Consider the following 23,019-nt stretch of genomic DNA (forward strand, 5'->3'; position numbering starts at 1 on the left):
GGCACTTGTTGTTACTAATAGCTAGGCTATGATAGCCAATATACTCGGCTAATGCCCCTAGTAAGGTCTATATGCGCGCTGAGATGTGGAGGGGGAGCCCCCTATATCTCCTCGATGAGTCCTCCAGCCGTAAGGGATGGGGCGGATGGGATCACTACGCGTCAAGAGTCCTACGTAGGTGGGGGCCGTCTAGGATAAAGGCATCCTCTAGCTCTCCCGCCCAGAAGCGTACAGCCTTCGCCACATCCAGTGGATGGAAGGGTAGGGTATCCACGAGCGAGGCTAGAGGATAGCTCGGAAGGTCTGTCGAGAGAAAGAGCTTATCTAGCTGTACCTTGACCTCGTCCACTATATGCTGCGTTAGCCCCGAGGGGTGTTTCTTGAGACAAACATCACAAGCTCCACAGGGGCGACTCGATACCTCTCCGAAGTAGCCTAAGAGCATCTGCGAGCGACAGAGGTCATCTGTCCCTATATAGGTGCGCATCGCCCCTATACGCTCACTCATCCGCTCTAGTCTCTGCTGATAGGCCTCGTAGGGGATCCTGAGGTGCCGGCTCTCCTCGCGGCGGATATGGAAGAATACCCGAGGGATCTTCTTCTGTGGTATATAATGTAGGATCCCCTTCATCGTGAGATCCAGTAGGAAGAGGTAGACCTCATCCGCCGTATAGCCCGTGAGCTGTGCTAGGTCGATCTCACTGATGGTGACGTAGTCTGCGAAGAGCCCCGTATAGGAGCGGAGTATAGCACGGATTAGGTCGTCTGGGCGTACACTCTGCTCATAGAGCCGAGAGCTGGGGATGAGGAACTTCAGCCTAGAGCGACTATCATCATCGTGGTAGTCTAGCCAGCCCGAGAGTTGCATGATCTCTATGGCATGACGGGTCTGTATGGGGCGCATATGGAAGCGACGTATGAAGAGCTCTAGGTCGAAGTCGTAGGTGCGCTCTAGTCCCTCTCCTTCCCCTATGGAGAGGAAGTTGCACATCTGGTCATACACATGGCGTACGTAGGATAGCTCGGGGAAGGTATCACGTAGCCTACGCACTAAGGTCTGATCATCGGAGCTAGAGACGATCATCACGGCATAGGATCGCTCCCCATCCCGTCCTGCCCGTCCTGCCTCCTGGAAGTATTCCTCCAGTGAGGTAGGTACAGTCATATGGATGACTAGGCGCACATCAGGCTTATCGATCCCCATCCCGAAGGCATTCGTAGCGACCATCACACGTATCTCATCACGCATCCAACGTGCCTGGCGGAGCTCACGCTCCTGGTAGGTCAGCCCGGCATGGTAGTGTGTAGCACTTATCCCTACGGCATTCAGCTCCTCTGCTATCTGACGTGTCATATCCCTATTGCGGCAGTAGACGATCGTGGATCCCTCTACTCGACTGAGGATATGACGCATCATAGCGGACTTGTCATCGTAGTGACGGATGGAGTAGGAGAGGTTGGGGCGAGAGAAGCTCTTCTTGAGCGAGGTGTAGCCAGGGCGAAAGGCTAGCTCTCGGATGATATCCTCTACCACCGCCTCTGTGGCGGTAGCGGTGAGGGCGAGCATGGGCACCTCGCTTAGCTCCTGGCGCACGATCGGTATATCTAGGTAGGAGGGGCGGAAGTCATAGCCCCACTGACAGACGCAGTGACACTCGTCTACCACGACGAGCGATATGTTGAGCTCTGTGAGCCATGTACGGAATAGGGTAGAGCCTAGGCGCTCGGGCGAGATGTAGAGGAACTTGTAGTGTCCGTACAAGCAGTTGTCTAGTGCTGAACGGACACGCTCCGAGGACATCCCGGAATGGATGGCTGTCGCCCGTATACCTTGTGCCCGAAGTCTATCTACCTGATCCTTCATCAGGGCAATCAGAGGGGTAATAACCAGAGTGAGCCCGGGGAGCATAAGTCCTGGTACTTGGAAGATGATACTCTTACCTCCCCCCGTGGGCAGTAGTCCCAGTGTATCCCGCCCCTGTAGGACAGACTCGATGAGCTCTCGCTGTAGGGGACGGAAGGAGGTATAGCCCCAGTAGCGCTCCAGCACCTCCTCTGGGCTAAGGTCGGCATCCACGACTCCGGGCTGAGGGTCGTGTCCAGCAGTGATAGCAGAGGTGGGTGTCGTGACTAGATCGAAGAGATCCTCGGGCCAGAGCATACGGTCCGTCGTATCCTCCGGTACTGGCTCTTCAGTGGTGAGGAGGGTATCTATCTCCTCCCCTTCGGACTCTATAGTCTCCTGCGCTTCGTCACTCATGGTCGTTCTGGTATATCTTGCTCTCTCTAGGGAGCATGGGGGCTAGTGTAGTCGCTCTGGTAGTTCACTCTCCAGGCATAGATCCTTCACTCGTAGCTGTAGGAAGGTCTGGGTATAGAAGTCGTTATCCTCCAGCTCATAGCATAGGGCGAAGGCTTCGTGTCGTATCAACTTCGGTAGATAGGACGCCTTTCCTAGGGCGAAGCCGTGGATGGGACGTATGCGCTGGTAGTAGTCTGTGACTCGTAGGCTAAGGTGCTGATCACACTTCCCTACGGCTCGTGTACCCCCAGCGTCCCGTAGATGCTCCGTGAGGAAGACGGGTCGCTCGTTCCCCATGCCGAAGGGGGATAGAGACTCGATCTGCCTCAGTAGACTCCTCGAGATCTCTTGTGCCTCTAGGCGAGTATCTATCTGTAGTATTGGGGTTGTCTCCACCTCTCCACTAGGGCTCGTCTGGGCATACTGCTCTAGCTGAGAGCGGAAGGCATCGAGATGCTCTGGTAGGAGGGTCATCCCGATAGCATACATATGCCCCCCGAAGCTCTGTAGGCTATCCCGACAGCTCTGTACCGCTTGGTAGAGGTCGTACCCCCCATAGGAGCGTGCAGAGCCCGAGAGGTAGTCTCCACTACGGGCTAGGATGATGACAGGGCGATGTAGCCGATCAGCTAGGCGAGCTGCGACGATACCCATCACGCCCTTGTTCCAGTCAGGGTCATAGAGCACGAGTATCCTCTGCTCTAGGAGCTCTGGGTGCGAGCGTACGAGCTCTAGTGCCTGCTTGGTCATCTCCTGATCGAGATCCTGACGCAGGTGGTTGTAGCCATCTAGTATCGTACTCTGCTTCTCGGCTACCTGCTGATCTCGAGCGATGAGGAGCTTCACGGACTCAGCTCCATGAGCCATTCTACCCGCTGCGTTGATTCGTGGCCCTAGCTCGTAGTATATGCTAGCCATATCTACATGTCCCGGGCGTATCTTCCCCTGCTTCATGAGGTAGGAGATCCCTATAGAAGGGGTGGCATTCAGCTGCCTCAGTCCGTGGTAGGTCAGTATCCTATTCTCCCCCAAGATAGGTACCCGATCCTGAGCGATGCTCAGCACCAGGAGTTCTAATAGAGGGAGGAGCGTGTCGAAGGGTAAGGATCGGCGTAGAGCTAATCCCTGCATGAACTTGAAGGCAACACCACACCCCGATAGGTCAGCGAAGGGGTAGGTGTTATCCAGCCTCTTGGGATTGAGGATCGCTGTCGCAGGGGGAAGATGAGGATCTGGGGTGTGATGGTCGCAGATGATGAAGTCCATGCCCAACTCCCGAGCGTAGCGGATCTCCTCATGAGCCTTGATGCCGGTATCCACAGATATGATCAGTCCAGTACCGATGCTATGGGCATAGTCTATCCCCTGCCTCGTGATCCCGTATCCCTCCTCGTACCTATCTGGGATATAATAGGTGAGGAGATCCTCGGGTAGGCAGTGGGCACTCAGGTAGCGGTAGAGGAGGGCGACAGCTGTCGTCCCATCGACATCGTAGTCTCCATAGATGAGGATGCGCTCCTGACGGTCTATCGCCTGCTGTAGCCGGTCTAGGGCTACCGACATGTCCTGCATGAGCAGGGGGTCATGTAGTGCCTCGAGGGAGGGAGCTAGGAAGCCCTCGGCCTCCGTGACGGTCGTGATCCCACGAGCGACGAGGAGACGACCCACCGCAGGGTATAGTCCCAGCTGCTGTGAGAGGCTAGTCGCTAGTGCCTGCTCCTGCTCGGTATAGGAGCGGAGTATCCACCGTCTAGGCTGTGTCATCTTCCGCTCGCTCGTTACTTAGTCTTAGCTAGGGGCGCTGGAGAGGCAAAGGTAGAGCGGAGGAGATAGTAGTGATCCTCGCTGCCCTTGCCCGTACGTACGGTGATGACGCTGTAGGTCTTTCCCCCAGACTGCACCTCTCGGGTGGAGAGGATATCCTCGCGGGGGGTCTCGTTCCAATGTATCTCGAAGAGGAGCGCATCAGAGGCAGAGCGTACCGATACGGCTTTCTCCTTGGTAAGGGTATCCCCCCCCGTATGAGCGAGCATACTCATGAGCTCAATGAGCTGATACATATAGCTGTCGAAGCGATTGCTCTTCAGGTGCAACGATAGGTCACAGGCTCGCTTGATCAGCCCGATATGTGTCGGGGTACGCCATAGCCCCTGCTGCACGACCTGTAGTGCCTCGGAGATCTTCTTCTGATTGATCAGCTCATCGGCCTCCCGCTCTATCTTGTCTAGGAAGGGTGCCGTGTCGGTACGCTCATCCATAGCGAAGTAGAGCTCCTGGATCTCGGAGCGGGTCAGGGTCGTATCAGCACGACGAAAGCGTGTCGTCAGGAGCTCCATCTGCTGGGTCGCTTGCTGGCTGACCTGCTGGCTGACCTCTGCTCCTCCGGTACGCAGTCGGATACTGTCGAGGCGCATCTGCTCGAGCTGCTCTGCAGTAGGCATATATACTCGCCCTCGGGAGCTATGGCGCCCACGGGTACCTCTACCTCTGTGAGTGGACTTGCCCCGTTTGCTCTTCGACGAGCTACTGGTCTTCGTCGTTTTGGCCTTCTTGCGACGAGCGGCTGGGCTCCCATAGAGAGGGGGAGCTAGGGCGATACCTATCCCTACGACCAGTAGGGCGATCTTCGAATATATTAGTCTCATTCTTCTGTCTTCACATTCTATCATATCTAGGTACTCTCGGCTTCTCAAGGGACTCACTTGTCCCTATTGCCCAGAGGTGCTAGCTCCATCCATGGACAAAGCTATGAGATAGGGCTATCACTGCTACCTAATCAAAACGAGTATTGCTGACCTCATCGTATATACGGCATCTCAGCCATCTTAGGGCATATTACGGAGGTCAGATATACAAAGATACGTTAAAGAAGGCTAACCTCCTAACCTATCGAGCTCCTCGCCAGAGCCGATGTATGGCTACTCTTCTCTACCCCCTCTCTTCGGGATCTTTGGGGATATAGTTTCATACCGTGAGATACCTTCGTTATATCCATTTATGGACTAAGCGTTAGCCCTCGAAATAAGTGCCTGGGAGGGAGCCTTAGAGGATATACTTAGAGCGAGGTTGTGTACACGTTTGTACACTATGGTATACACGCGTGTACACTGCAGTGTACACGCGTGTATACTTTCCCTCCCTAAGTAATAGGTCTGTGCCTAGTAAATCTATGTCTAAGATAGGGCTGCACCTATCTAAGCGCCAGCTCCTCGACCTCTTTGCCCTAGGCCGTTAGTACCCCTATGTGGTCGCCCTATCTAGCTTCGTACAAGGGCACGATCTCCCCAAGTCAGTGGCCCCTAGAGGGATGCTATCCACCCCATGATAGCTTTCTATATAGGATCCTTGCCATGGATGTGTCACACGTCTAGGCCAAAGGCTAGAGAAAATGCACCATCTACCCGATAGTGCTCTCGGTATATTCCTCTTGCCTTCCTTAGAAATACCCAGATGGGGGATGACGGAGTGGCTCGTAGTAGCTTGGATACGGAGCTTTGGGGGGCATATGACTGGAGGAGGATGCCCGCTGGAGGTATCTATCTTTCTCTAGTGTGCACTTATGGGCGGAGTATCCCCCTCGGGGGAGTATCGAGCGAACTACATATTCTTGGTATCTTTGTCCCCCAGAATGAAGGTTGCTTTGTTCCCATCTCACAAGATAGATACTTACACCTATGAGTAGTGATAGCGTCGTCATCATCCCGACCTACAACGAGCGCGAGAATGTAGCTCAGATGATAGATACAGTCCTTGGGCTGCCTCAGCCCTTCGATCTACTGATCGTCGATGATGGTTCGCCCGATGGTACGGCGGCTATCGTACGGTCTCTACAAGCGAAGTACCCCGAGCGAGTATTCCTACTGGAGCGAGCAGGGAAGCAAGGTCTGGGGACAGCCTATATAGCAGGCTTCCGCTGGGCTCTAGAGCGAGACTATGCCTATATCTTTGAGATGGACTGCGACTTTAGCCATCCCCCGATGAAGCTCCTAGAGCTCTATCGAGCCTGTGCTGAGCAAGGGGCAGACGTGGCTGTAGGCTCTAGGTATACCCGAGGTGGAGCCGTGAAGAACTGGCCCTTGGATCGTATCGCTATGAGCTATGGCGCCTCGCTCTACGTCCGCCTCATCACGGGGATGCCCGTCAAGGATAGTACGGCAGGCTTTGTCTGCTATCGGCGGGAGGTGCTCCAGACGATGCGCCTAGGAGAAGTGCACTTCAAGGGCTATGCCTTCCAGATCGAGATGAAGTATACGGCCTACTGCCTAGGCTTCACTGTCGTGGAGGTGCCGATTACCTTCGAGGATCGAGTCCTAGGTACCTCCAAGATGAATACCTCTATCTTCAGAGAGGCCTTCACCGGAGTGGTAAAGCTCCGCTGGTGGCATAGCTTCTGTGGCTTCCCCAGCCGTAACGAAGACTGAGCATTCCGCAGATGCCTATCCTATATATAATGATGTATAGGAGCCATCTGCACTCCTCCCTCATGTGTCGCCGAGGGGACATCTTCGCCCCTCTTGACTGACGCCCCAACGAATGAATAGCCCTCCCTGAATATGAATAAGCTACATAAGACGATACTCTGTGCCCTAGGCCTAGGGCTTTATCTCCCCAGCGCTTCGGCACAAGAGTTGGCGACAAGTGAGCTCCAGCGTCTCATCCAGATGCCACTCAAGAATATCTTCATAGAGTACCCCAATAAGCCTGGGCACACCTACGTAGATAGTACCGACCTCGGGCTCTCTCCCCGAGAGCTACATCCTGCGTTCTATGGATGCTTCGACTGGCACAGCGCTGTACACAGTCACTGGATGCTGGCTGAGGTACTTCGTAGTCATCCTGACCTGCCAGAGCGGGAGGCTATCATAGCCTCCTTTGACCAACACCTGACGGAGGAAAATATGCGAAGCGAAGCCTCCTACTTCGATCGCAAGCTTGCCTCTACCTATGAGCGTACCTATGGCTGGGCTTGGCTCCTGAAGCTCTCCGAAGAGCTTCACCGCATGGCCGCAGAGACGGACGATACCGTCCTCCAGCAAAAGGCTCAGCTCTGGGCGCAAAACGTAGATATCCTAGCGACAAAGATCGTAGCGAAGTGGAAGGCTTACCTGCCGAAGCTTACCTACTCAAATAGGGTCGGGACACACTCTAACCTCGCCTTTGCCCTCTCCTTCGCCATAGACTATGCCCGTCAGCGAGGAGATAAGGACTTCGAGCAAGCCCTCATCGCTAAGGCTCGGGAGCTACACCTCGCAGATAAGCGAGTGCCAGCCGAATGGGAGCCTAATGCCACAGACTTCTTCTCCCCCACACTCATGGTCGCAGATCTGATGACCCGAGTGCTGCCACAGAGAGAGTATGTAGCTTGGCTCAGGACCTACTTCACCCCCGCAGGGATTGCCCGCCTCTGCCAGCTACCACAGGTCAGTGACCTCTCGGACTATACGATCGTACATCTCGTGGGGCTCGCCTACACCAGAGCGTGGACGATGGCTCGTATAGCACGCTACCTCCCACAGGGACATCCCCTGAAGGAGCGCTTCGGGAAGGCTGCTCGTGCGCAGTACCAGCATGGGATGGGGATGATCTTCAGATCCAACTATGGGGGCGACCACTGGCTTGCCTCCTTCGCCCGCTATGCTTATGAGGTGCTCCAGGGAGCATACTAGTGGACTATGAAGATCCGTCGGCTAGGGGAGCAGTGGCTCCAGGGAGGGGGGCTATGGCTGACCCGGCGTAGCTCTGGACGTATCGCCGTCATCGTCTGCTCCGTACTCTTCGCCGTCCTCTCTCTCGTCCTCTCTGACCGACTGGTCTCCAAGATAGCCATAGAGGAGCATGAGAAGCTCGAGATGTGGGCTAATGCTACTCGGGCAGCGAATGCCTATGATCAGCAGATGATCATGACCTATCTCTATCGCATCCTTGACTCCAATACCGCTATCCCGATCATCATGACTGATGATAAGGGGAATATACTGAGCTACTACAATATAGATGTCCCCCGCAAGGATGGGGAAGCCTATCTGCGCCGAGAGCTGGAGCGCTACAAGCGAGGCTACCCACCGATCGTCATCGACGAGCTCGTAGCTCCCCAGTATATCTACTACTCGGATAGCTATGGACTGAGGTATCTAGAGATCTTCCCCTACATACAGCTCGGGGTCTTCCTCCTCTTCCTCGGGATAGCTATCGTGGCTGTCATCAGCCTCAAACGCTCAGATCAAAACCATATCTGGGAGGGACTCTCTCGGGAGACAGCACACCAGCTGGGTACCCCGATCTCCTCCCTCATCGCCTGGAAGGAATACCTAGCTAGTAGTGGTGTCGAGCCCATGGTCACCGAGGAGATGGAGAAGGATATCCAACGTCTAGGGATCATCGCAGACCGCTTCCAGAAGATAGGCTCACTGCCCAACCTCAAGCCCGCCGACCTCCATGAGGTGCTCCTAAGGATCATCGGCTATATGCAGCCACGTATATCTAAGCAGGTCCGACTGATCCCCCCAGAAACTCCAGAGACTCCGATCATTGTCCGTCTGAGCGAGCCTCTACTAGCCTGGGTCTTCGAGAACCTGATCAAGAACGCCGTAGATGCTATGCACGGACAGGGGACGATCACCTTCGCCTACGTCGTGAAGGAGCGTATCGTCTATATCGATATTACGGATACGGGTAAGGGGATCCCAAAGGGAAAGCAACGGGAGGTCTTCCGCCCTGGAGTCACAACTCGTCAGCGTGGGTGGGGGCTCGGGCTCTCCCTCGCGCGTAGGATCATAAATGAGTATCACGGTGGGCGTATCTATGTGCATCACTCTATCGTAGATGTGGGGACGACCTTCCGAATAGAACTAGATCGAGAGGTCAGCTAATCACCCTGCCCCCCCCTTATACCATCAGTAGACAATAATCATGGCAGAGCAACTCATACTAGAGGGCAAGAGCCGAGAGGAACGCTATCGTGAGCTATACCCACAGCTCCGGGCGCTCCTCTCGGTCGAGACAGATCGTATAGCTAACCTCGCTAATATGGCCGCTGCACTTCGGCAGACCTTTGGTTTCTTTTGGGTGGGCTTCTATCTCGTATCGGAGAGAGAACTCGTCCTCGGCCCGTTCCAAGGGGATATAGCTTGTACCCGAATCCCTTACGGCCGAGGGGTCTGTGGCGATGCTTGGGCTCAGGGGCAGACTCTAGTCGTCCCCGATGTAGAGAGCTATCCTGGGCATATCGCTTGCTCTAGCCTCTCTCGCTCTGAGGTCGTCGTACCTATATACGATAGGAGTGGAGAGATCATGGGAGTGCTGGATATAGATAGTCAGGAGGTAGGAGACTTCTCTGAGGAGCTAGATCGTCCTTGGCTCGAGCTTTATGTCGGACTCTTAGCTCCACTCTTCCCCTAGATGCTAGAGCTTTCCTCGGCTCATATCTCCGAACCTATATCCCTACACTGGGCTTTGCCTCCCTCTAAGAGCCTGATGGCTCGTAGGCTCGTCCTCTCTGCTCTATGTGGTGGGGAACTTCCGAGCCTAGAGGCCCTCTCGCTGGATGATACCCCTGAGGATATTCGGGCTCTACTGCAGGCACTCCAGAGGAGTAGAGAGGGTAGTGCTGTAATCAATGTCGGAGAGTCGGGGACGGCGATGCGCTTCATGACAGCCTATCTCTCTGTAGCCGCTAGTACCCCTTGTAGGCTAGAGGGTACAGCTCGTCAGCACGACCGCCCAATAGCTCCGCTGGTAGACGCTCTGCGCACCCTCGGAGCAGATATTCAGTATCTAGGCAAGGAGGGCTATCCGCCACTATATATCACGCCACGGATATTGGGCTCGGGAGAGGTGACCCTAGATGCTACCCTTAGCTCCCAGTATCTTAGTGCCCTCTTCTTGCTGGCTCCACGATTGGTGGGGCGGGTCGCTATTCACTTATCTGGCTCGCTAGCCTCTGCTCCCTACGCCTATATGACACAGGCTATAGTCCGAGAGGGTGGGTACCAATGGATAGAGACTAGAGCAGGACACTTCGTCTATGAACCATGTACAGAGAGCTCCCACAGAGCCAGCCAGATGACACAATGGGCAGAGGCGGACTGGAGTGCAGCCTCCTATGCCTATACTCTAGTGGCTCTGCTCCCATCAGGCTCGGAGTGCTATCTGCGACGGCTCATTCGGCCCTCCCTGCAGGGCGATAGTCTCTACCTACCCCTCTACATGGAGCATCTCGGGGTCTATACCGAGCCCACAGAGGGGGGGACACGTATTTATCATAGGGAGCAGAGTGTGGTCGAGAGCTTCGAGGCTGATATGAGCCCTTGCCCCGATCTCGTCCCCGCACTTGTCACGGCACTAGTGGGGAGGGGAGTCCCCTTTCGGCTCCGAGGGGTCGCTCACCTAAGGGTCAAGGAGTCTGATCGCCTCGGGGTACTAAGCTCGGAGTTCGCTAAGCTCGGTATTCCCCTTGGCATGAGCCGGGACGAGCTCTACTGGACAGGTCTGACCTCGGAGCAGAGTATCCCTGAGGAGCCCCCAGTGATAGATCCGCATCAGGATCATCGCATCGCCATGGCACTCTCACTGATGACTCTTAGGACGGGAAGGCTACGTATCCAGACGCCAGAGGTCGTCGCTAAGAGCTTCCCAAGCTACTGGGCTCAACTAGCTAGTCTCCTCTCGCTCGGGAGATCTCGGAGAGAGGATGGATGCTAAGGCTCTGAGAGTAAGGTCAGGAGACAGGTCTGCTCGGCGATATGCTCACAAGAAAAGCGAAGACCGAGTAGTCCAGAGTGTCGTATATAGGCAATAGCTGCAAGGTATAGGTAGCTGATGACTCGCTCCCGCGAGATACCAATAAGGGACCAGATCTCGCTGAAGCTCTCTAGGGATAGCTCTAGCCCCAGCGTATACTGTCCCGCCTCGCTATCGTCTGTAGCATCTATCTGATACCTCAGTTCGTTCCTCACCTCCCAGGCCTCTGTCACTAGGAGTCCGCTGATCTGTGTATAGAGATTGTAGGCCTGGTCACTGATCATCATGATCTCCGGGTAGGGCATGGTGAAGCCTTGGTCACGGCAGAGGAGAGCCCAAGGGAAGAAGGGTATTAGGGCATCCAGGGGGAGCTTACCCTCGTATGGTAGTGTGGTCGATCCTAGTCGGTGCATATTCGTTGTCAAGTGAAGTCCCTATTAAATAGGTAGATGGATGTATGAGCAAAAGTACAGCATTTGTAGGATAATAGCTATCACGGGCAGTGTGATCCTTGAGGGTGGGGATACTCCATTGGGATCAAGAGGAGAGAGGAGACGATAGAGTCTGAGGTGCCCCTCAAGCGATATGGGGGCTTCGCTGTCCTATAGGGCTGTGTGTAATCACCCTAAAAAGTGTATATTTGCGACTATAAATTCGGAGACAGTAGACGTGTTCAAGATAGTAGATAGATACATACTGAAGACCTTCTTGCCGCTCTTTGCGATGAGCTTCTCTGTATGTTGGTTCATCGTGGTCATGCAGTTCCTCTGGCGATATGTAGATGAGCTGGTGGGAAAGGGCTTGGGGGTCTTTGTCATGGCCAAGATTATCTTCTATGCAGCACTCTCCTTCATCCCGATGTCTCTCCCTCTGGGTATCTTGTTAGCCTCCCTAATGACCTTTGGGAACCTAGGGGAGCGACTAGAACTCCTTTCACTAAAGGCATCAGGTATCCCTCTCTATCGGATCATGCGCCCCCTCTTCCTCCTCATTGCAGCGATGTCGGTGGCGCTCTTTCAGTTCCAGAATGACTGGATGATCCAAGCGCAGGTGCGTATGTGGACCCTCATCTTATCAGCCAAGTATGCAGCCCCCGAGATGGAGATCACCGAGGGGGTCTTCTATACAGGTATCCCAGGGTACAGCCTTTATGCCCGGCACCGCGATCCCTCGGGTAAGCTCCAGCAACTGATGGTCTATGATATGAGCCGAGGCTATCTGAACCCTCGTATCATACGTGCCGACTCTGGTCGCCTAGTGATGGACAAGAGTAAGACCTTCCTCGTGCTCAAGCTCTATAATGGACAGAGCTATGAGAACCTCCGAGCCCAGAGCTACAATACCTCAAGTGAGCCCGTCCCCTATATGCTCCCTCGCTTTGACTACAGCGAGACCTTTATCGCCCATGATGCCAATATCAACTATCAGGACGAGAAGCAGCTCGGGGGACTCTATGTATCCAAGAATCTATCCCAGCTCCGATACTCCATTGACTCGACGACTCGACTACTAGACAGCGCACGTGCTGTCGTCACAGCAGGAGTCGATAGAGATCTACTGTCGGCGCACTACCAGACCTTTGCCTATAGTACGGGAGACTCTGCGACCTGGGCACAGCAGAGGAGAGAGATCTCTAAGCTGACACAGCGCCTACAGGCCGGAGAGGAGGCGAGGTCTAGTGGGGACAGTCTGCTCGCCCTCTCCTCTGCTACAGATAGCCTACGTATCCTGCAGATAGCCGTCTCCAATCTGGAACGGACGAAGAGCCAAGCCACCTCCCTCAAGGATGAGGATGACAATACATTCTATTACTTCCGTACCTTCAGTCAGGAGTGGCACCGCAAGTTTACCGCTTCGGTTGCCTGCTTGATATTCCTCCTTATCGGGGCTCCTCTAGGGGCTATCGTCCGTAGAGGGGGGATCGGAATGCCCGTGATCGTCTCCATCTTCTTTTTCGTGATCTACTACACGATAGAGTCGTTTGGAGACAACATGCTACGCAGTGGTTCGATCCCAGTTTGGCTGGGGATGTGGCTTAGCAACCTAGTCCTACTGCCCGTGGGACTCTTCCTCTCCTACAAGGCCAACCAAGACTCCTCGACACTGAACGCTGAGGCCTATGTCATCTTCTTCCGTAAGCTCCTAGGCTATCGGGGCGTGCGCAAGGTGGAGTATCAGGAGGTCAGCATGCAAGAGGTAGACTACGTCGCCGAGACCGAGGCCATACGGGCTCCTATTGCTCGGGTACAAGAGATCCTTGACAGCCCACTGCTATGTCAGTCCATCTGGCGTATCTGGCTCCATGGAGAGCAGCAGAGAGAACTCACGATACTCCGGGGGGAGGTCAATGCCCTCGTCGAGCGACTACACCATTCGCCTGATCGGCTCTTGGTCTCGAAGCTAAACGACCTGCCGATACTTCCTCGACGCTTCTCTCCTCTCCTGCCAGAGCGAGGTAGGTACGGACGTATCCTAGGACTAATCCTCCCATATTCCCTCCCCTTGACCCTCTACTTTGGCCGACTGAGGAAGCACCTGCGCAGTGATCTTGAGACGACTAAAACGGTGCTCTTGGCTCTGGAGGAACAGCTCCAGAGCATACTCCGACAGAGTGCATCTACTGGAGGTAAGGAGCATGTGGTGATGTCCGTAGCGAATAATAGACAAGATAAAGACAAATAAAGACCTATCTCCCTGCGAGGTCTAGTCTAAGACATCATAGGGGAGAGACAAAGAACATAGAGATATGAGTGAAATCAAGCTGAACACAATCGAGGAGGCTCTCGAGGACTTCCGTAAGGGAGAGTTCGTCATCGTCATAGATGATGAGGATCGTGAGAACGAAGGGGACTTCATCATCGCAGCAGAGAAGGTTACCCCAGAGAAGATCAACTTTATGATGCGCTATGGGCGGGGCGTACTCTGCGCCCCGATCACGGAGGATCGAGCTCGAGAGCTTGAGCTCGAGATGCAGGTCCCCCATAATACCTCCGTGCATGAGACCCCCTTCACTGTGACTGTAGACCGCCTCGGTAATGGCTGTACTACTGGTGTCTCCATGTATGACCGCTGTCAGACGATACTGGCTCTGGCAGACCCCAAGACGACCCCAGGGGATCTCGGCCGTCCCGGGCATATCTGCCCTCTCCGAGCTCGTAACAAGGGGGTGCTCCGCCGTGCTGGACACACCGAGGCAGCCGTGGATCTGGCTCGTCTCTCGGGGCTACAACCAGCTGCCGCACTCATCGAGATCATCAACGAGGACGGTACGATGGCTCGCCTTCCTCAGCTCTGGGAGGTAGCCCAGCGCTTTGGGCTAAAGATTATTACGATCAAGGATCTGATCGCCTACCGCCTACGCTCTGAGAGTATCGTCGAGCGTGGCGAGGAGGTGATGATGCCTACCCAGTGGGGGCAATTCCGCCTCATTCCCTTCAAGCAGAAGAGCAATGGGCTGGAGCATATCGTCCTCTTCAAGGGGGATATATCCGATGGCGAGCCCGTCCTCGTACGTGTCCACTCAAGCTGTGCTACGGGGGACATCTTTGGGTCTATGCGCTGTGAGTGTGGCGAGCAGCTGCACCGTGCGATGGAGCTAATCGAGCAAGAGGGACGTGGTGTCATTGTATATCTCAATCAGGAAGGACGTGGCATCGGGCTCATGGACAAGATCAAGGCCTATAAGCTACAGGAGGAGGGACTCGATACCGTAGAAGCCAACCTCCACCTAGGACATAGAGCCGACGAGAGAGACTATGGTGTGGGAGCTCAGATCCTACAGCAGCTCGGAGTCCAACAGATGCGTCTGATGTCCAATAACCCCATCAAGCGTGTGGGGCTAGAGGGCTATGGGCTAGAGGTCGTAGAGACGATCCCCCTAGAGATACAGCCTAATGAATACAATGCCTTCTACATGCAGACCAAGAAGGATCGCATGGGGCATATCCTCCACAACGTCAAGTAACCACATCACCTACGATATATCTATATAGATCATGGCTATCTTTGTCAATGAGGTGTCTCGTACCTTCGGGGAGTACCTCCTCATCCCAGGCCTCACGACACGCGCTTGTACTCCACAGAACGTTACTCTGACGACTCCACTGGTGCGCTTTGCACGGGGCCAGCAGTCTCGGATTAACCTCAATATCCCCTTCGTCTCAGCGATCATGCAGTCGGTGTCCAATGATACCCTCGCTATCGAACTTGCACGCAACGGGGGACTATCCTTCATCTTTGGCTCGCAGCCTATCGCAGACCAAGCTGAGATGGTACGCCGAGTAAAGAAGTTCAAGGCTGGCTTCGTCTCCAGTGACTCTAATATTCGCCCAGATGCTTGCCTCAGAGACGTCCTTGCCCTACGACTCCGTACGGGGCACTCCACTATAGGGGTCACCGAGGATGGCACTCCTCATGGTCGCCTCCTCGGGATCGTTACTAGCCGAGACTATCGCATTGGGACTACACCAGAGGATGCTCTCGTAAGGGACTTTATGACGCCCTTCGAGCGACTCAAGGTCGGTCGTATCGGTATCACGCTCAAGGAAGCCAATAACATCATCTGGGAGCACAAGCTGAACTCCCTACCCATCATCGACGATCAGGATCGGCTAGTCTATCTCGTCTTCCGCAAGGACTACGACGCCCATAAGGAGAACCCCGTAGAGCTATCAAACAAGGCCACGAAGGAGCTCCTCGTGGGAGCCGGGATCAATACCCGAGACTTCAAGGAGCGTGTCCCTGCACTGGTAGAGGCAGGTGCAGATGTCCTCTGCATAGACTCCTCCGATGGATACTCCGAATGGCAGTACGACACGCTACGCTGGATCAAAGATACGTATGGCGACCGTGTCCTCGTAGGGGCTGGTAATGTCGTAGACGAAGAGGGCTTCCGTTACCTTGCTGACGCAGGGGCTGACTTCGTCAAGGTCGGTATCGGAGGTGGCTCCATCTGTATCACCCGCGAACAGAAGGGTATCGGCCGTGGTCAAGCAACAGCGATCATCGATGTGGCTCAGGCTAGAGACCGCTATTACGAGGAGTATGGAGTCTACGTGCCGATCTGTAGTGATGGTGGACTCGTACATGACTACCACATGACCCTTGCACTGGCTATGGGGGCAGACTTCCTCATGATGGGACGTTACTTCGCTCGATTTGATGAGTCTCCCACACGCAAGCTAAAGATAGGGAACAATATCGTCAAGGAGTACTGGGGCGAAGGCTCGAACCGTGCTCAGAACTGGCAACGCTATGATAGCGGAGGTGCCGATGGGCTGAAGTTCGAGGAGGGCGTAGATAGCTATGTCCCCTATGCTGGTAAGCTCAAAGACAACCTCGACATCACCCTAGGCAAGATGAAGGCGACGATGTGTAGCTGTGGAGCGATCACGATCGAGGAGCTCCAGCGTACGGCCAAGATCACCCTCGTCTCAAGCACCTCTATCGTAGAGGGTGGAGCGCATGATGTGATCCTCAAGGATAGGGGATGATCACGCTCCTCGGGCCGACAGCCTCTGGCAAGACCTCTCTAGCAGTCCATCTAGCCTATGAGCTCGGGGGAGAGATACTCAGTGCAGACTCTCGTCAGCTCTATAAGGGGATGGATATCGGTACGGGGAAGGATCTAGGTGAATACAACCATCGTGGGCAGAGCATCGCCTATCACCTGATCGACCTCGTACCAGCAGGAGAACGCTTTAGTTTATTCTCTTGGCAGAGAGCTTTTCACCGAGCCTACGAGGATCTGACCGAGCGGGGTATCCGCTATCCGATCCTCTGTGGTGGTACAGGGTTGTATGCCGAGGCTGTCCTCCGAGGGTACCATCTGCCAGACGTCCCCCCTAACCCCTCACTGCGGGAAGCACTCCGAGGGGAGACGCTAGAGGCTCTACGTATAAGGCTCTCTAGCTATGGAGCACTCCACAATACGACAGACCTAGACTCTCCCCAGCGTGCGATACGGGCTATAGAGATCGCAGAGTATATCAGACAACAGCGAGCCTCAGGCTTAGACTATACAGAGTATCCTCCTATCGATAGTCTCATCCTCTGTCTGGATCTCCCTCGCGAGGAGCGTCGCTCTCGCATTACGCTACGCTTGAGGGAGCGACTAGAGCATCAGAATATGATCGGTGAGGTAGAGGGATTACTCGCCTCAGGTATCCCTGCCGAGGATCTTATCTATTATGGACTAGAGTATAAGTTTGTCACTCGCTATCTCCTCGGGGACATAAGCTATGATGAGATGTTCACCTCACTAGAGACAGCCATCCATCAGTTTGCCAAGCGACAGATGACCTGGTTCCGAGGGATGGAGCGTCGGGGATTTACGCTACACTATATAGACGCTATGCTCCCAATACAAGACCAGGTAGAGCTAGCCCTACAGCTACTCCGTCGCTGGGAGGACAGCTAATCTCAGAATAAGTATGATCACGTATAAAGATCTAACCAAGGGACCTAACTTCTTCCTCATGGCTGGTCCCTGCGCAATAGAGGATGAGGATACACCTCTCTTCATCGCAGAGCGTATCGTCGAGATCGCCTCACGACTAGACATCCCATACATATTCAAGGGATCCTATCGCAAGGCTAACCGCTCCCGAGTGGACAGCTTCACAGGGATTGGAGATGAGAAGGCCCTTCGCATCCTTCGTCGGGTGCGGGAGACTTTTGATGTCCCTGTCGTCACCGACATCCATGAGACCCAAGAGGCCGAGATGGCTGCCCAGTATGTAGACGTCCTACAGATCCCAGCCTTCCTCTGCCGTCAGACGGATCTCATTGCTGCTGCCGCTCGTACGGGGAGGATTGTTAATATCAAGAAGGGACAGTTCCTCTCGGCCTCTGGTATGGAACATGCGGCACACAAGGTCACCGAGTGTGGCAACGACCAGGTGATCCTTACCGAGCGAGGCAATAGCTTCGGTTACTCAGATCTCGTCGTGGACTTTACCAACATCCCCGCTATGCGTGCCACAGGCTTTCCTACGGTGATGGACGTGACACACTCTCTACAGCGTCCCAATCAGGCCAGTGGTATCACTGGTGGAAAGCCCGCTCTCATCGAGACGATAGCCAAGGCCGCTGTAGCTGTGGGAGCCGACGGGCTTTTCTTCGAGACGCACCCTGACCCTGCCTCGGCCAAGAGTGATGGGGCGAACATGCTCCCCTTAGATCTCTTCGAGGGACTCCTTGAGCGTCTCGTTCGTCTCAGAGCCGCACTATAGTGCCAGTGGAATTATCTCTCTCTCATCACATCAGAAGGTAACGCAATGTCCCAATACTCCGATTCCCAACAGCCTGCAAGTAGACAGGTCAAGACGAAGTATGTCATCCTCGCCTCTGTAGCAGTCATCCTCGCCCTCCTCGTAGGCTTCTTCTTCGTCCTACGAAATGAGCGCGCAGAGCTACAGCAGGAGAAAGAAGTCCTCGTCAATCAGCAGAAGGAGATCATGGAAGAGGAACTCTCCAAGCTCGCTGCCGAATACGATATCCAGTACAAGAAACTCTCGGAGGGCCAGGGAGAACAGAAATTCTCCCTCGCTACAGACTCCCTCATCAATCAGATCCTCGCAGAGCGAGCCAAGGTTGAACAGCTACAGAACGAACTCAAGGCAAGCAAGGCGACCAGTGCTAAGCGTATCGATCAGCTAAACCGTGAGGTGACCACACTGCGGAATGTCCTCCGTACCTATGTGGTACAGATCGATTCTCTCCAGGTCGCTAACGAACGATTGAGAGCAGAGAATACCGAGGTCAAAGCAAACTATGAGCGTGTGACTAGCCAGGCGCAGCAGCTGTCCTCCGAGAAGGCGCATCTCACCGACCGGGTGAAGCTCGCTGCAAAGCTTGATGCTACAGCCATCAGTATCACACCCGTCGATAAGCGCGGTAAGCCTACGAAGAACCTATCCAAAATCACCAATCTGCAGATCCGCTTCACCGTTGCCAAGAATGTCACGGCCGAGGTCGGAGAGAAGACCTTCTACTGTCGGATCATGCAGCCCAATGATGAGCTCCTGACCAAGGCTGGAGGCGGGACGTTTGCCTTCGAGGGGAAGCAGATCCCGTACTCTATACGCCGAGAGATCGAGTACAACGGCGAGGAGACCCAGCTCGTCATGTACTGGCCTGTCGAGGAGAGCCTTCAGCACGGCACCTATAGCCTGAGGATCTTCGCCGACGGCAACCTCATCGGATCAGCCTCCTTCTCGCTCTAACTCCACAGGAGGGTGAAGAGGTTAGTTATCGTATATTCGCTACTTTTGTAGCATAACACATATCCATAGATAGTTAAACATTATAGCTATGCTCACAGATAACTATTGCGTCATAATGGGCGGGGGGGTCGGCAGTCGCTTCTGGCCCTATAGTAGAGAGAGTAAGCCGAAGCAGTTCCTCGATATCTTCGGGACTGGGCGTACACTCCTGCAGATGACATTCGATCGCTTCTCGAAAATCGTACCGAAGGAAAACTTCGTCGTCGTGACCAATGCCACCTATCGCGATCTCGTCCTCGAGCAGCTCCCAGAGCTACATCCCAGTCAGCTCCTCCTAGAGCCTATGCGAAGGAATACAGCTCCCTGTATCGGATGGGCTACCTACCACATCCAGGCGAAGAACCCGAACGCAAACATCGTCGTCACGCCTGCCGATCATCTCATCCTACAGGAGGCTGTCTTCGATGATGCCATATGGGAGGCACTCAGATACGTCGCTGAGCATCCTCAGCTCGTCACCCTGGGAGTTCGTCCATCTCGTCCTGAGACAGGCTACGGCTATATCCAGATAGCTAGCGGAGCTGAGCAGGGATTCGTCAAGGTGAAGACCTTCACGGAAAAGCCCAACCTGGAGATGGCCAAAGTCTTCTATGAGAGTGGTGAGTTCCTCTGGAATAGTGGGATGTTCGTCTGGAACGTAAAGACAATCCACGAGGCCTTCGATCGCTACCTCCCTGCACTCACCTCTGTGCTTGACGAGGCTAGGGGGCACTATGCCCAGCCCGATGAGCAGAGCCGTGTCAGTGCGATCTTCTCTCAGTGCCCCAATATCTCGATCGACTACGCTGTCCTAGAGAAGGCCGATAATGTGATGGTACTCCCCGTGGACTTCGGCTGGGCAGATCTCGGGACTTGGGGTTCGCTCTACGACCTCAAGAAGTCGGGGGATCGAGCCAACGTAGCTCTCCATACCGAAGCGCTCTTCTACGAAGCAGAGGGAAACATCGTCTCCATAGATGGCGAGGGCGATCAGCTCGTCGTCGTACAGGGGATCGATGACTGCATCATCGCACAGAGCGACGGGGTACTCCTGATCTGCAAGCGTGCCGAGGAGCAGCGGATCAAAGAGTTCATGGGCGAGGCCTCCCTACGCTTCTCCAAAAAGTTTGACTAGCCGAGGGCCATATCCCTCAAGCTAGGAAATACTTCGAGTACTCCTCTCCAGAGGAGGTCTAACAAAGGCTAGGGCACGGATACGACCTTCGTATCCGTGCCCTAGCCTTTTACTTTTGCTGGAGATCTACTTCTTAGGTTTGTCCTATTCGCGACGTACGATGAGAGCTGTCGCATAGGCCTCCATTCCCTCGCGATGTCCGACGAAGCCCAGACGCTCGGTCGTCGTAGCCTTGATGGAGATGGCCCCGACCTCTACACCCATGACCTCTGCCATGACCTGTCTCATCGTGGGGATGTGGGGATTGAGCTTCGGAGCCTCAGCTGCTATCGTCGCATCGATATTACCGATCTCATAGCCCTCCTTGCGGAGGAGTTCGCAGACACGTCCTAAGAGTACCTTGCTGTCTATCCCCTTGTAGGCCATATCCGTGGGAGGGAAGTGTACCCCGATGTCTCCTAGGGCAGCTGCACCTAGGAGGGCATCGCAGACAGCATGTAGGAGCACGTCTGCATCGGAGTGTCCCTTTAGCCCTAACTCGTGTGGGATCTTCACCCCGCCGAGCCAAAGGTCATATCCTGACTCCAGACGATGGACGTCGTAGCCGAAACCTATTCTGTAGGGTATCTTCATCCTATGTTATTTGAGTAGTGTGCGTAGACCCTCTATGTCAAAGGCCAGTGTAAAGCGTAGGGTCTGATCCAGCGGATTATTAGCGATCGTAGAGATCAGATAGGAGGCATCGATACGGAAGGCTTTGGTGCGGAAGCCTGCTCCAGCTGTGAGCGCCTGTAGGTTGCCCTTTGTCGGGTGGAGGTAGCTGTAGCCTGCACGAACGAAGAACTTATCATTGTAGTTGTACTCGGCACCGAGGCTGAGGCGGATCTCCCGCAGTTCTTCCTTGAAGCCTCCGGGAGCATCACCGAGGCTCTTGAAGATCCCAGCGATGGAGGAGGTACTGGTGTAGCTCTTGATCTTCTGCGCATCACCAGCAAGGGGAGGTGTAGGGACGAGGAGTTTGTTAGCCTCGACGTTGAACGAGATCGCATTGGTCTCATCGATGGGATAGAGGAGCCCAGTCCCTAGCCCTAGGTTCGTCGGGATGAAGGAGGTGTTAGCTCCCCCGTCGAAGGAGATCTTGGTACCGATATTGCGTACATTGAAGCCCAGTGTCCACAGAGCCTCCGCTCCCCCTAGGGTCACATACTTGTGGAGGTAGCCTGCGATGTCCGCTGCGAAGGCTTTGCCTGCACTCTGTCCCTGGCCTGCTCCCTGGTCGGAGTGGATATAGCGAAGGGCGACGGCCATCGAGTAGCTCTCAGAGAGCTTGCGAGCATAGCTCACGTCGAAGGCAAACTCATTGGGGTGTGCTTCTCCAAGGCTCTTCCCAGTAGCATCCCAGCGAGTGAGCTTGCCAAGGGTGAAGTAGCGAAGTGAGGCTCCCAGGGTCTGTGTCCCTTCCTCTCCACCGATCTTGTAATATCCCCCGACGTGCATCAGAGCAATATCTGATACCAGACGAGAGAGCCAAGGGGTATAGCCCAGAGATAGACCTGAGCTACTCTTGATGAAAGCAAACTTAGCGGGATTCCAATACTGTGCGTAGGGGTCAGGACTTGTGGACGTCCCTTGATCTCCCATAGCAGAGGCTCTGGCATCAGGAGCGATCTGTAGCGAGGGTACAGCCGTGAGTACGGGTGAGAAGGTCTCCGCGGTCTGTGCCCCGGCTGTGGTCGTTCCAAGGAGGGTCAAGAGACCTGCTGTGACAAGCGTTTTGGTCTTGCTCTGTTTCATATGTACTTCTTTTCTGTTTACGGCTTGCTATTCCCCACAAGAGTGGTCTAGAACGAAACCGTACAACACCAATAATATCTTTTATGCCTACAAAGATACACGATTTTTCCTCGTCTAAGCATGCTACTTTATATTGGAGCTAGGGCGTGTGCCACAGATGTCTACCCAGGCGCTCTATCCAAACGAAGCTTGCTTGCATTATCTGGGCTATGGCCTTCTGGAGGTAGCCTTAGGTGAACTAGTTAAGCCTGATAGATCGAATAGCTTAAGCGTATCCATAGCTCCGATCGCTAGGGGATCTCCGAGATAATCAGATCAAACGTGTCGGAAGTGTCGAAACGAACGTACTAAGAGCGCATCTGCGCTCCTATAATGAGCGTCCTCGTCACCTTACATAGGTGACGAGGACGCTCTTACCGAGAGCGTATGAGGGCTCTCGGTAAGAGCGTTTTTACCCTCTCGGTATGTTTGATACAGAGCAGGTTATATATGGAGGATTTTGGGTGAGTGTGTTACCGAGGAGCCCTCAAGCTCATAGCTCATTCCTCGATGCCCCTCTAACTATACAATATGTACGCGCTCACGCGCGAACTATGGCGAGGAGGTAATGGGAGGGTCATACAGCTCCTATGTGTCGCGGAGGTTTTACCCAACAACATCCCGTATGGATGAAGGTCCAGGCTATCACCCAAAGGGAAAAAGGAGAATATCCGCATCATCCTCCAGTAAGGGGAGGGTCATACAGCTCCTATGTGTCGCGGAGGTTTTACCCAACAACATCCCGT

General features: G+C 54.4%; 18 protein-coding genes. 12 read left to right on the forward strand and 6 right to left on the reverse strand.

Annotated features, from left to right (window positions below; all coding sequences use genetic code 11):
• Nucleotides 1-154: 154 nt before the first annotated feature.
• The 3 genes from QZ170_RS00440 to QZ170_RS00450 are packed head-to-tail and all read right to left on the reverse strand — an operon-like array spanning nucleotide 155 to nucleotide 4,947.
• The gene (locus tag QZ170_RS00440) at nucleotides 155-2,260 is read right to left on the reverse strand and encodes an ATP-dependent DNA helicase RecQ (protein ID WP_297175837.1); all 2,106 of its coding nucleotides are present in this window, start codon (nucleotides 2,258-2,260) and stop codon (nucleotides 155-157) included.
• A gap of 42 nt (nucleotides 2,261-2,302) precedes the next feature.
• On the reverse strand, nucleotides 2,303-4,066 hold the full coding sequence (recJ, locus tag QZ170_RS00445) for a single-stranded-DNA-specific exonuclease RecJ (RefSeq protein ID WP_297175838.1): 1,764 nt from the start codon (nucleotides 4,064-4,066) through the stop codon (nucleotides 2,303-2,305).
• Nucleotides 4,067-4,080: 14 nt separating this feature from the next.
• Nucleotides 4,081-4,947, reverse strand: coding sequence for a DUF4919 domain-containing protein (locus tag QZ170_RS00450; RefSeq protein WP_297175839.1), 867 nt, complete (start codon nucleotides 4,945-4,947; stop codon nucleotides 4,081-4,083).
• 1,029 nt (nucleotides 4,948-5,976) lie between these two features.
• On the opposite strand from QZ170_RS00450, the gene QZ170_RS00455 reads away from it, so the two are divergent.
• From QZ170_RS00455 to QZ170_RS00475, 5 genes are all read left to right on the forward strand, one after another.
• Nucleotides 5,977-6,723, forward strand: coding sequence for a polyprenol monophosphomannose synthase (locus QZ170_RS00455; protein ID WP_297175840.1), 747 nt, complete (start codon nucleotides 5,977-5,979; stop codon nucleotides 6,721-6,723).
• Between the two features lie 132 nt (nucleotides 6,724-6,855).
• Complete coding sequence (locus QZ170_RS00460) at nucleotides 6,856-7,968, forward strand: DUF2891 domain-containing protein (protein WP_297175841.1); 1,113 nt, start codon at nucleotides 6,856-6,858, stop codon at nucleotides 7,966-7,968.
• 6 nt (nucleotides 7,969-7,974) lie between these two features.
• Entirely contained in the window at nucleotides 7,975-9,171 is a 1,197-nt protein-coding gene (locus QZ170_RS00465) for a HAMP domain-containing sensor histidine kinase (RefSeq protein WP_297175842.1), read from the forward strand.
• A gap of 40 nt (nucleotides 9,172-9,211) precedes the next feature.
• Nucleotides 9,212-9,700, forward strand: coding sequence for a GAF domain-containing protein (locus QZ170_RS00470; protein ID WP_297175843.1), 489 nt, complete (start codon nucleotides 9,212-9,214; stop codon nucleotides 9,698-9,700).
• A complete protein-coding gene (locus QZ170_RS00475; protein ID WP_297175844.1) occupies nucleotides 9,701-11,002 on the forward strand; it encodes a 3-phosphoshikimate 1-carboxyvinyltransferase in 1,302 nt (433 codons plus the stop codon). It begins immediately after the preceding gene.
• Here QZ170_RS00475 and QZ170_RS00480 read toward each other — a convergent pair.
• A complete protein-coding gene (locus QZ170_RS00480; protein WP_297175845.1) occupies nucleotides 10,999-11,454 on the reverse strand; it encodes a hypothetical protein in 456 nt (151 codons plus the stop codon). The genes QZ170_RS00475 and QZ170_RS00480 overlap by 4 nt on opposite strands.
• 256 nt (nucleotides 11,455-11,710) lie before the next feature.
• Here QZ170_RS00480 and QZ170_RS00485 point away from each other — a divergent pair, with 256 nt between their 5' ends.
• The 7 genes from QZ170_RS00485 (at nucleotide 11,711) to QZ170_RS00515 (ending at nucleotide 20,440) form a co-directional block, all read left to right on the forward strand.
• Nucleotides 11,711-13,723, forward strand: coding sequence for an LptF/LptG family permease (locus QZ170_RS00485; protein ID WP_297175846.1), 2,013 nt, complete (start codon nucleotides 11,711-11,713; stop codon nucleotides 13,721-13,723).
• Between the two features lie 64 nt (nucleotides 13,724-13,787).
• The gene (locus tag QZ170_RS00490; RefSeq protein WP_297175847.1) at nucleotides 13,788-15,005 is read left to right on the forward strand and encodes a bifunctional 3,4-dihydroxy-2-butanone-4-phosphate synthase/GTP cyclohydrolase II; all 1,218 of its coding nucleotides are present in this window, start codon (nucleotides 13,788-13,790) and stop codon (nucleotides 15,003-15,005) included.
• 31 nt (nucleotides 15,006-15,036) lie between these two features.
• Nucleotides 15,037-16,533, forward strand: coding sequence for an IMP dehydrogenase (locus QZ170_RS00495; protein WP_297175848.1), 1,497 nt, complete (start codon nucleotides 15,037-15,039; stop codon nucleotides 16,531-16,533).
• Nucleotides 16,530-17,459 (forward strand): tRNA (adenosine(37)-N6)-dimethylallyltransferase MiaA, encoded by a 930-nt coding sequence (locus tag QZ170_RS00500; RefSeq protein ID WP_297175849.1) that lies wholly within the window; start codon nucleotides 16,530-16,532, stop codon nucleotides 17,457-17,459. Before QZ170_RS00495 ends, QZ170_RS00500 begins: the two co-directional genes overlap by 4 nt.
• Before the next feature lie 13 nt (nucleotides 17,460-17,472).
• Complete coding sequence (gene kdsA / locus QZ170_RS00505) at nucleotides 17,473-18,273, forward strand: 3-deoxy-8-phosphooctulonate synthase (protein WP_297175850.1); 801 nt, start codon at nucleotides 17,473-17,475, stop codon at nucleotides 18,271-18,273.
• Nucleotides 18,274-18,318: 45 nt separating this feature from the next.
• Nucleotides 18,319-19,266, forward strand: coding sequence for a hypothetical protein (locus QZ170_RS00510; RefSeq protein WP_297175851.1), 948 nt, complete (start codon nucleotides 18,319-18,321; stop codon nucleotides 19,264-19,266).
• Between the two features lie 88 nt (nucleotides 19,267-19,354).
• Nucleotides 19,355-20,440, forward strand: coding sequence for a mannose-1-phosphate guanylyltransferase (locus QZ170_RS00515; RefSeq protein ID WP_297175852.1), 1,086 nt, complete (start codon nucleotides 19,355-19,357; stop codon nucleotides 20,438-20,440).
• Nucleotides 20,441-20,584: 144 nt separating this feature from the next.
• Here the strand turns inward: QZ170_RS00515 and ispF are convergent, their stop codons facing one another.
• Both ispF and porV read right to left on the reverse strand, forming a co-directional pair.
• The gene (ispF, locus tag QZ170_RS00520) at nucleotides 20,585-21,073 is read right to left on the reverse strand and encodes a 2-C-methyl-D-erythritol 2,4-cyclodiphosphate synthase (protein WP_297175853.1); all 489 of its coding nucleotides are present in this window, start codon (nucleotides 21,071-21,073) and stop codon (nucleotides 20,585-20,587) included.
• Between the two features lie 6 nt (nucleotides 21,074-21,079).
• Nucleotides 21,080-22,234, reverse strand: coding sequence for a type IX secretion system outer membrane channel protein PorV (porV, locus tag QZ170_RS00525; RefSeq protein ID WP_297175854.1), 1,155 nt, complete (start codon nucleotides 22,232-22,234; stop codon nucleotides 21,080-21,082).
• Nucleotides 22,235-23,019: the final 785 nt, after the last annotated feature.

The sequence above is a fragment of the uncultured Porphyromonas sp. genome (genome assembly GCF_905372525.1).
Lineage (GTDB): Bacteria > Bacteroidota > Bacteroidia > Bacteroidales > Porphyromonadaceae > Porphyromonas.

Coding starts and splice junctions, on each gene's coding strand:
- QZ170_RS00440 (WP_297175837.1), bottom strand. CDS start 2,260: ATGAGTGACGAAGCGCAGGAGACTATAGAGTCCGAAGGGGAGGAGATA.
- recJ (WP_297175838.1), bottom strand. CDS start 4,066: ATGACACAGCCTAGACGGTGGATACTCCGCTCCTATACCGAGCAGGAG.
- QZ170_RS00450 (WP_297175839.1), bottom strand. CDS start 4,947: ATGAGACTAATATATTCGAAGATCGCCCTACTGGTCGTAGGGATAGGT.
- QZ170_RS00455 (WP_297175840.1), top strand. CDS start 5,977: ATGAGTAGTGATAGCGTCGTCATCATCCCGACCTACAACGAGCGCGAG.
- QZ170_RS00460 (WP_297175841.1), top strand. CDS start 6,856: ATGAATAAGCTACATAAGACGATACTCTGTGCCCTAGGCCTAGGGCTT.
- QZ170_RS00465 (WP_297175842.1), top strand. CDS start 7,975: ATGAAGATCCGTCGGCTAGGGGAGCAGTGGCTCCAGGGAGGGGGGCTA.
- QZ170_RS00470 (WP_297175843.1), top strand. CDS start 9,212: ATGGCAGAGCAACTCATACTAGAGGGCAAGAGCCGAGAGGAACGCTAT.
- QZ170_RS00475 (WP_297175844.1), top strand. CDS start 9,701: ATGCTAGAGCTTTCCTCGGCTCATATCTCCGAACCTATATCCCTACAC.
- QZ170_RS00480 (WP_297175845.1), bottom strand. CDS start 11,454: ATGCACCGACTAGGATCGACCACACTACCATACGAGGGTAAGCTCCCC.
- QZ170_RS00490 (WP_297175847.1), top strand. CDS start 13,788: ATGAGTGAAATCAAGCTGAACACAATCGAGGAGGCTCTCGAGGACTTC.
- QZ170_RS00495 (WP_297175848.1), top strand. CDS start 15,037: ATGGCTATCTTTGTCAATGAGGTGTCTCGTACCTTCGGGGAGTACCTC.
- QZ170_RS00500 (WP_297175849.1), top strand. CDS start 16,530: ATGATCACGCTCCTCGGGCCGACAGCCTCTGGCAAGACCTCTCTAGCA.
- kdsA (WP_297175850.1), top strand. CDS start 17,473: ATGATCACGTATAAAGATCTAACCAAGGGACCTAACTTCTTCCTCATG.
- QZ170_RS00510 (WP_297175851.1), top strand. CDS start 18,319: ATGTCCCAATACTCCGATTCCCAACAGCCTGCAAGTAGACAGGTCAAG.
- QZ170_RS00515 (WP_297175852.1), top strand. CDS start 19,355: ATGCTCACAGATAACTATTGCGTCATAATGGGCGGGGGGGTCGGCAGT.
- ispF (WP_297175853.1), bottom strand. CDS start 21,073: ATGAAGATACCCTACAGAATAGGTTTCGGCTACGACGTCCATCGTCTG.
- porV (WP_297175854.1), bottom strand. CDS start 22,234: ATGAAACAGAGCAAGACCAAAACGCTTGTCACAGCAGGTCTCTTGACC.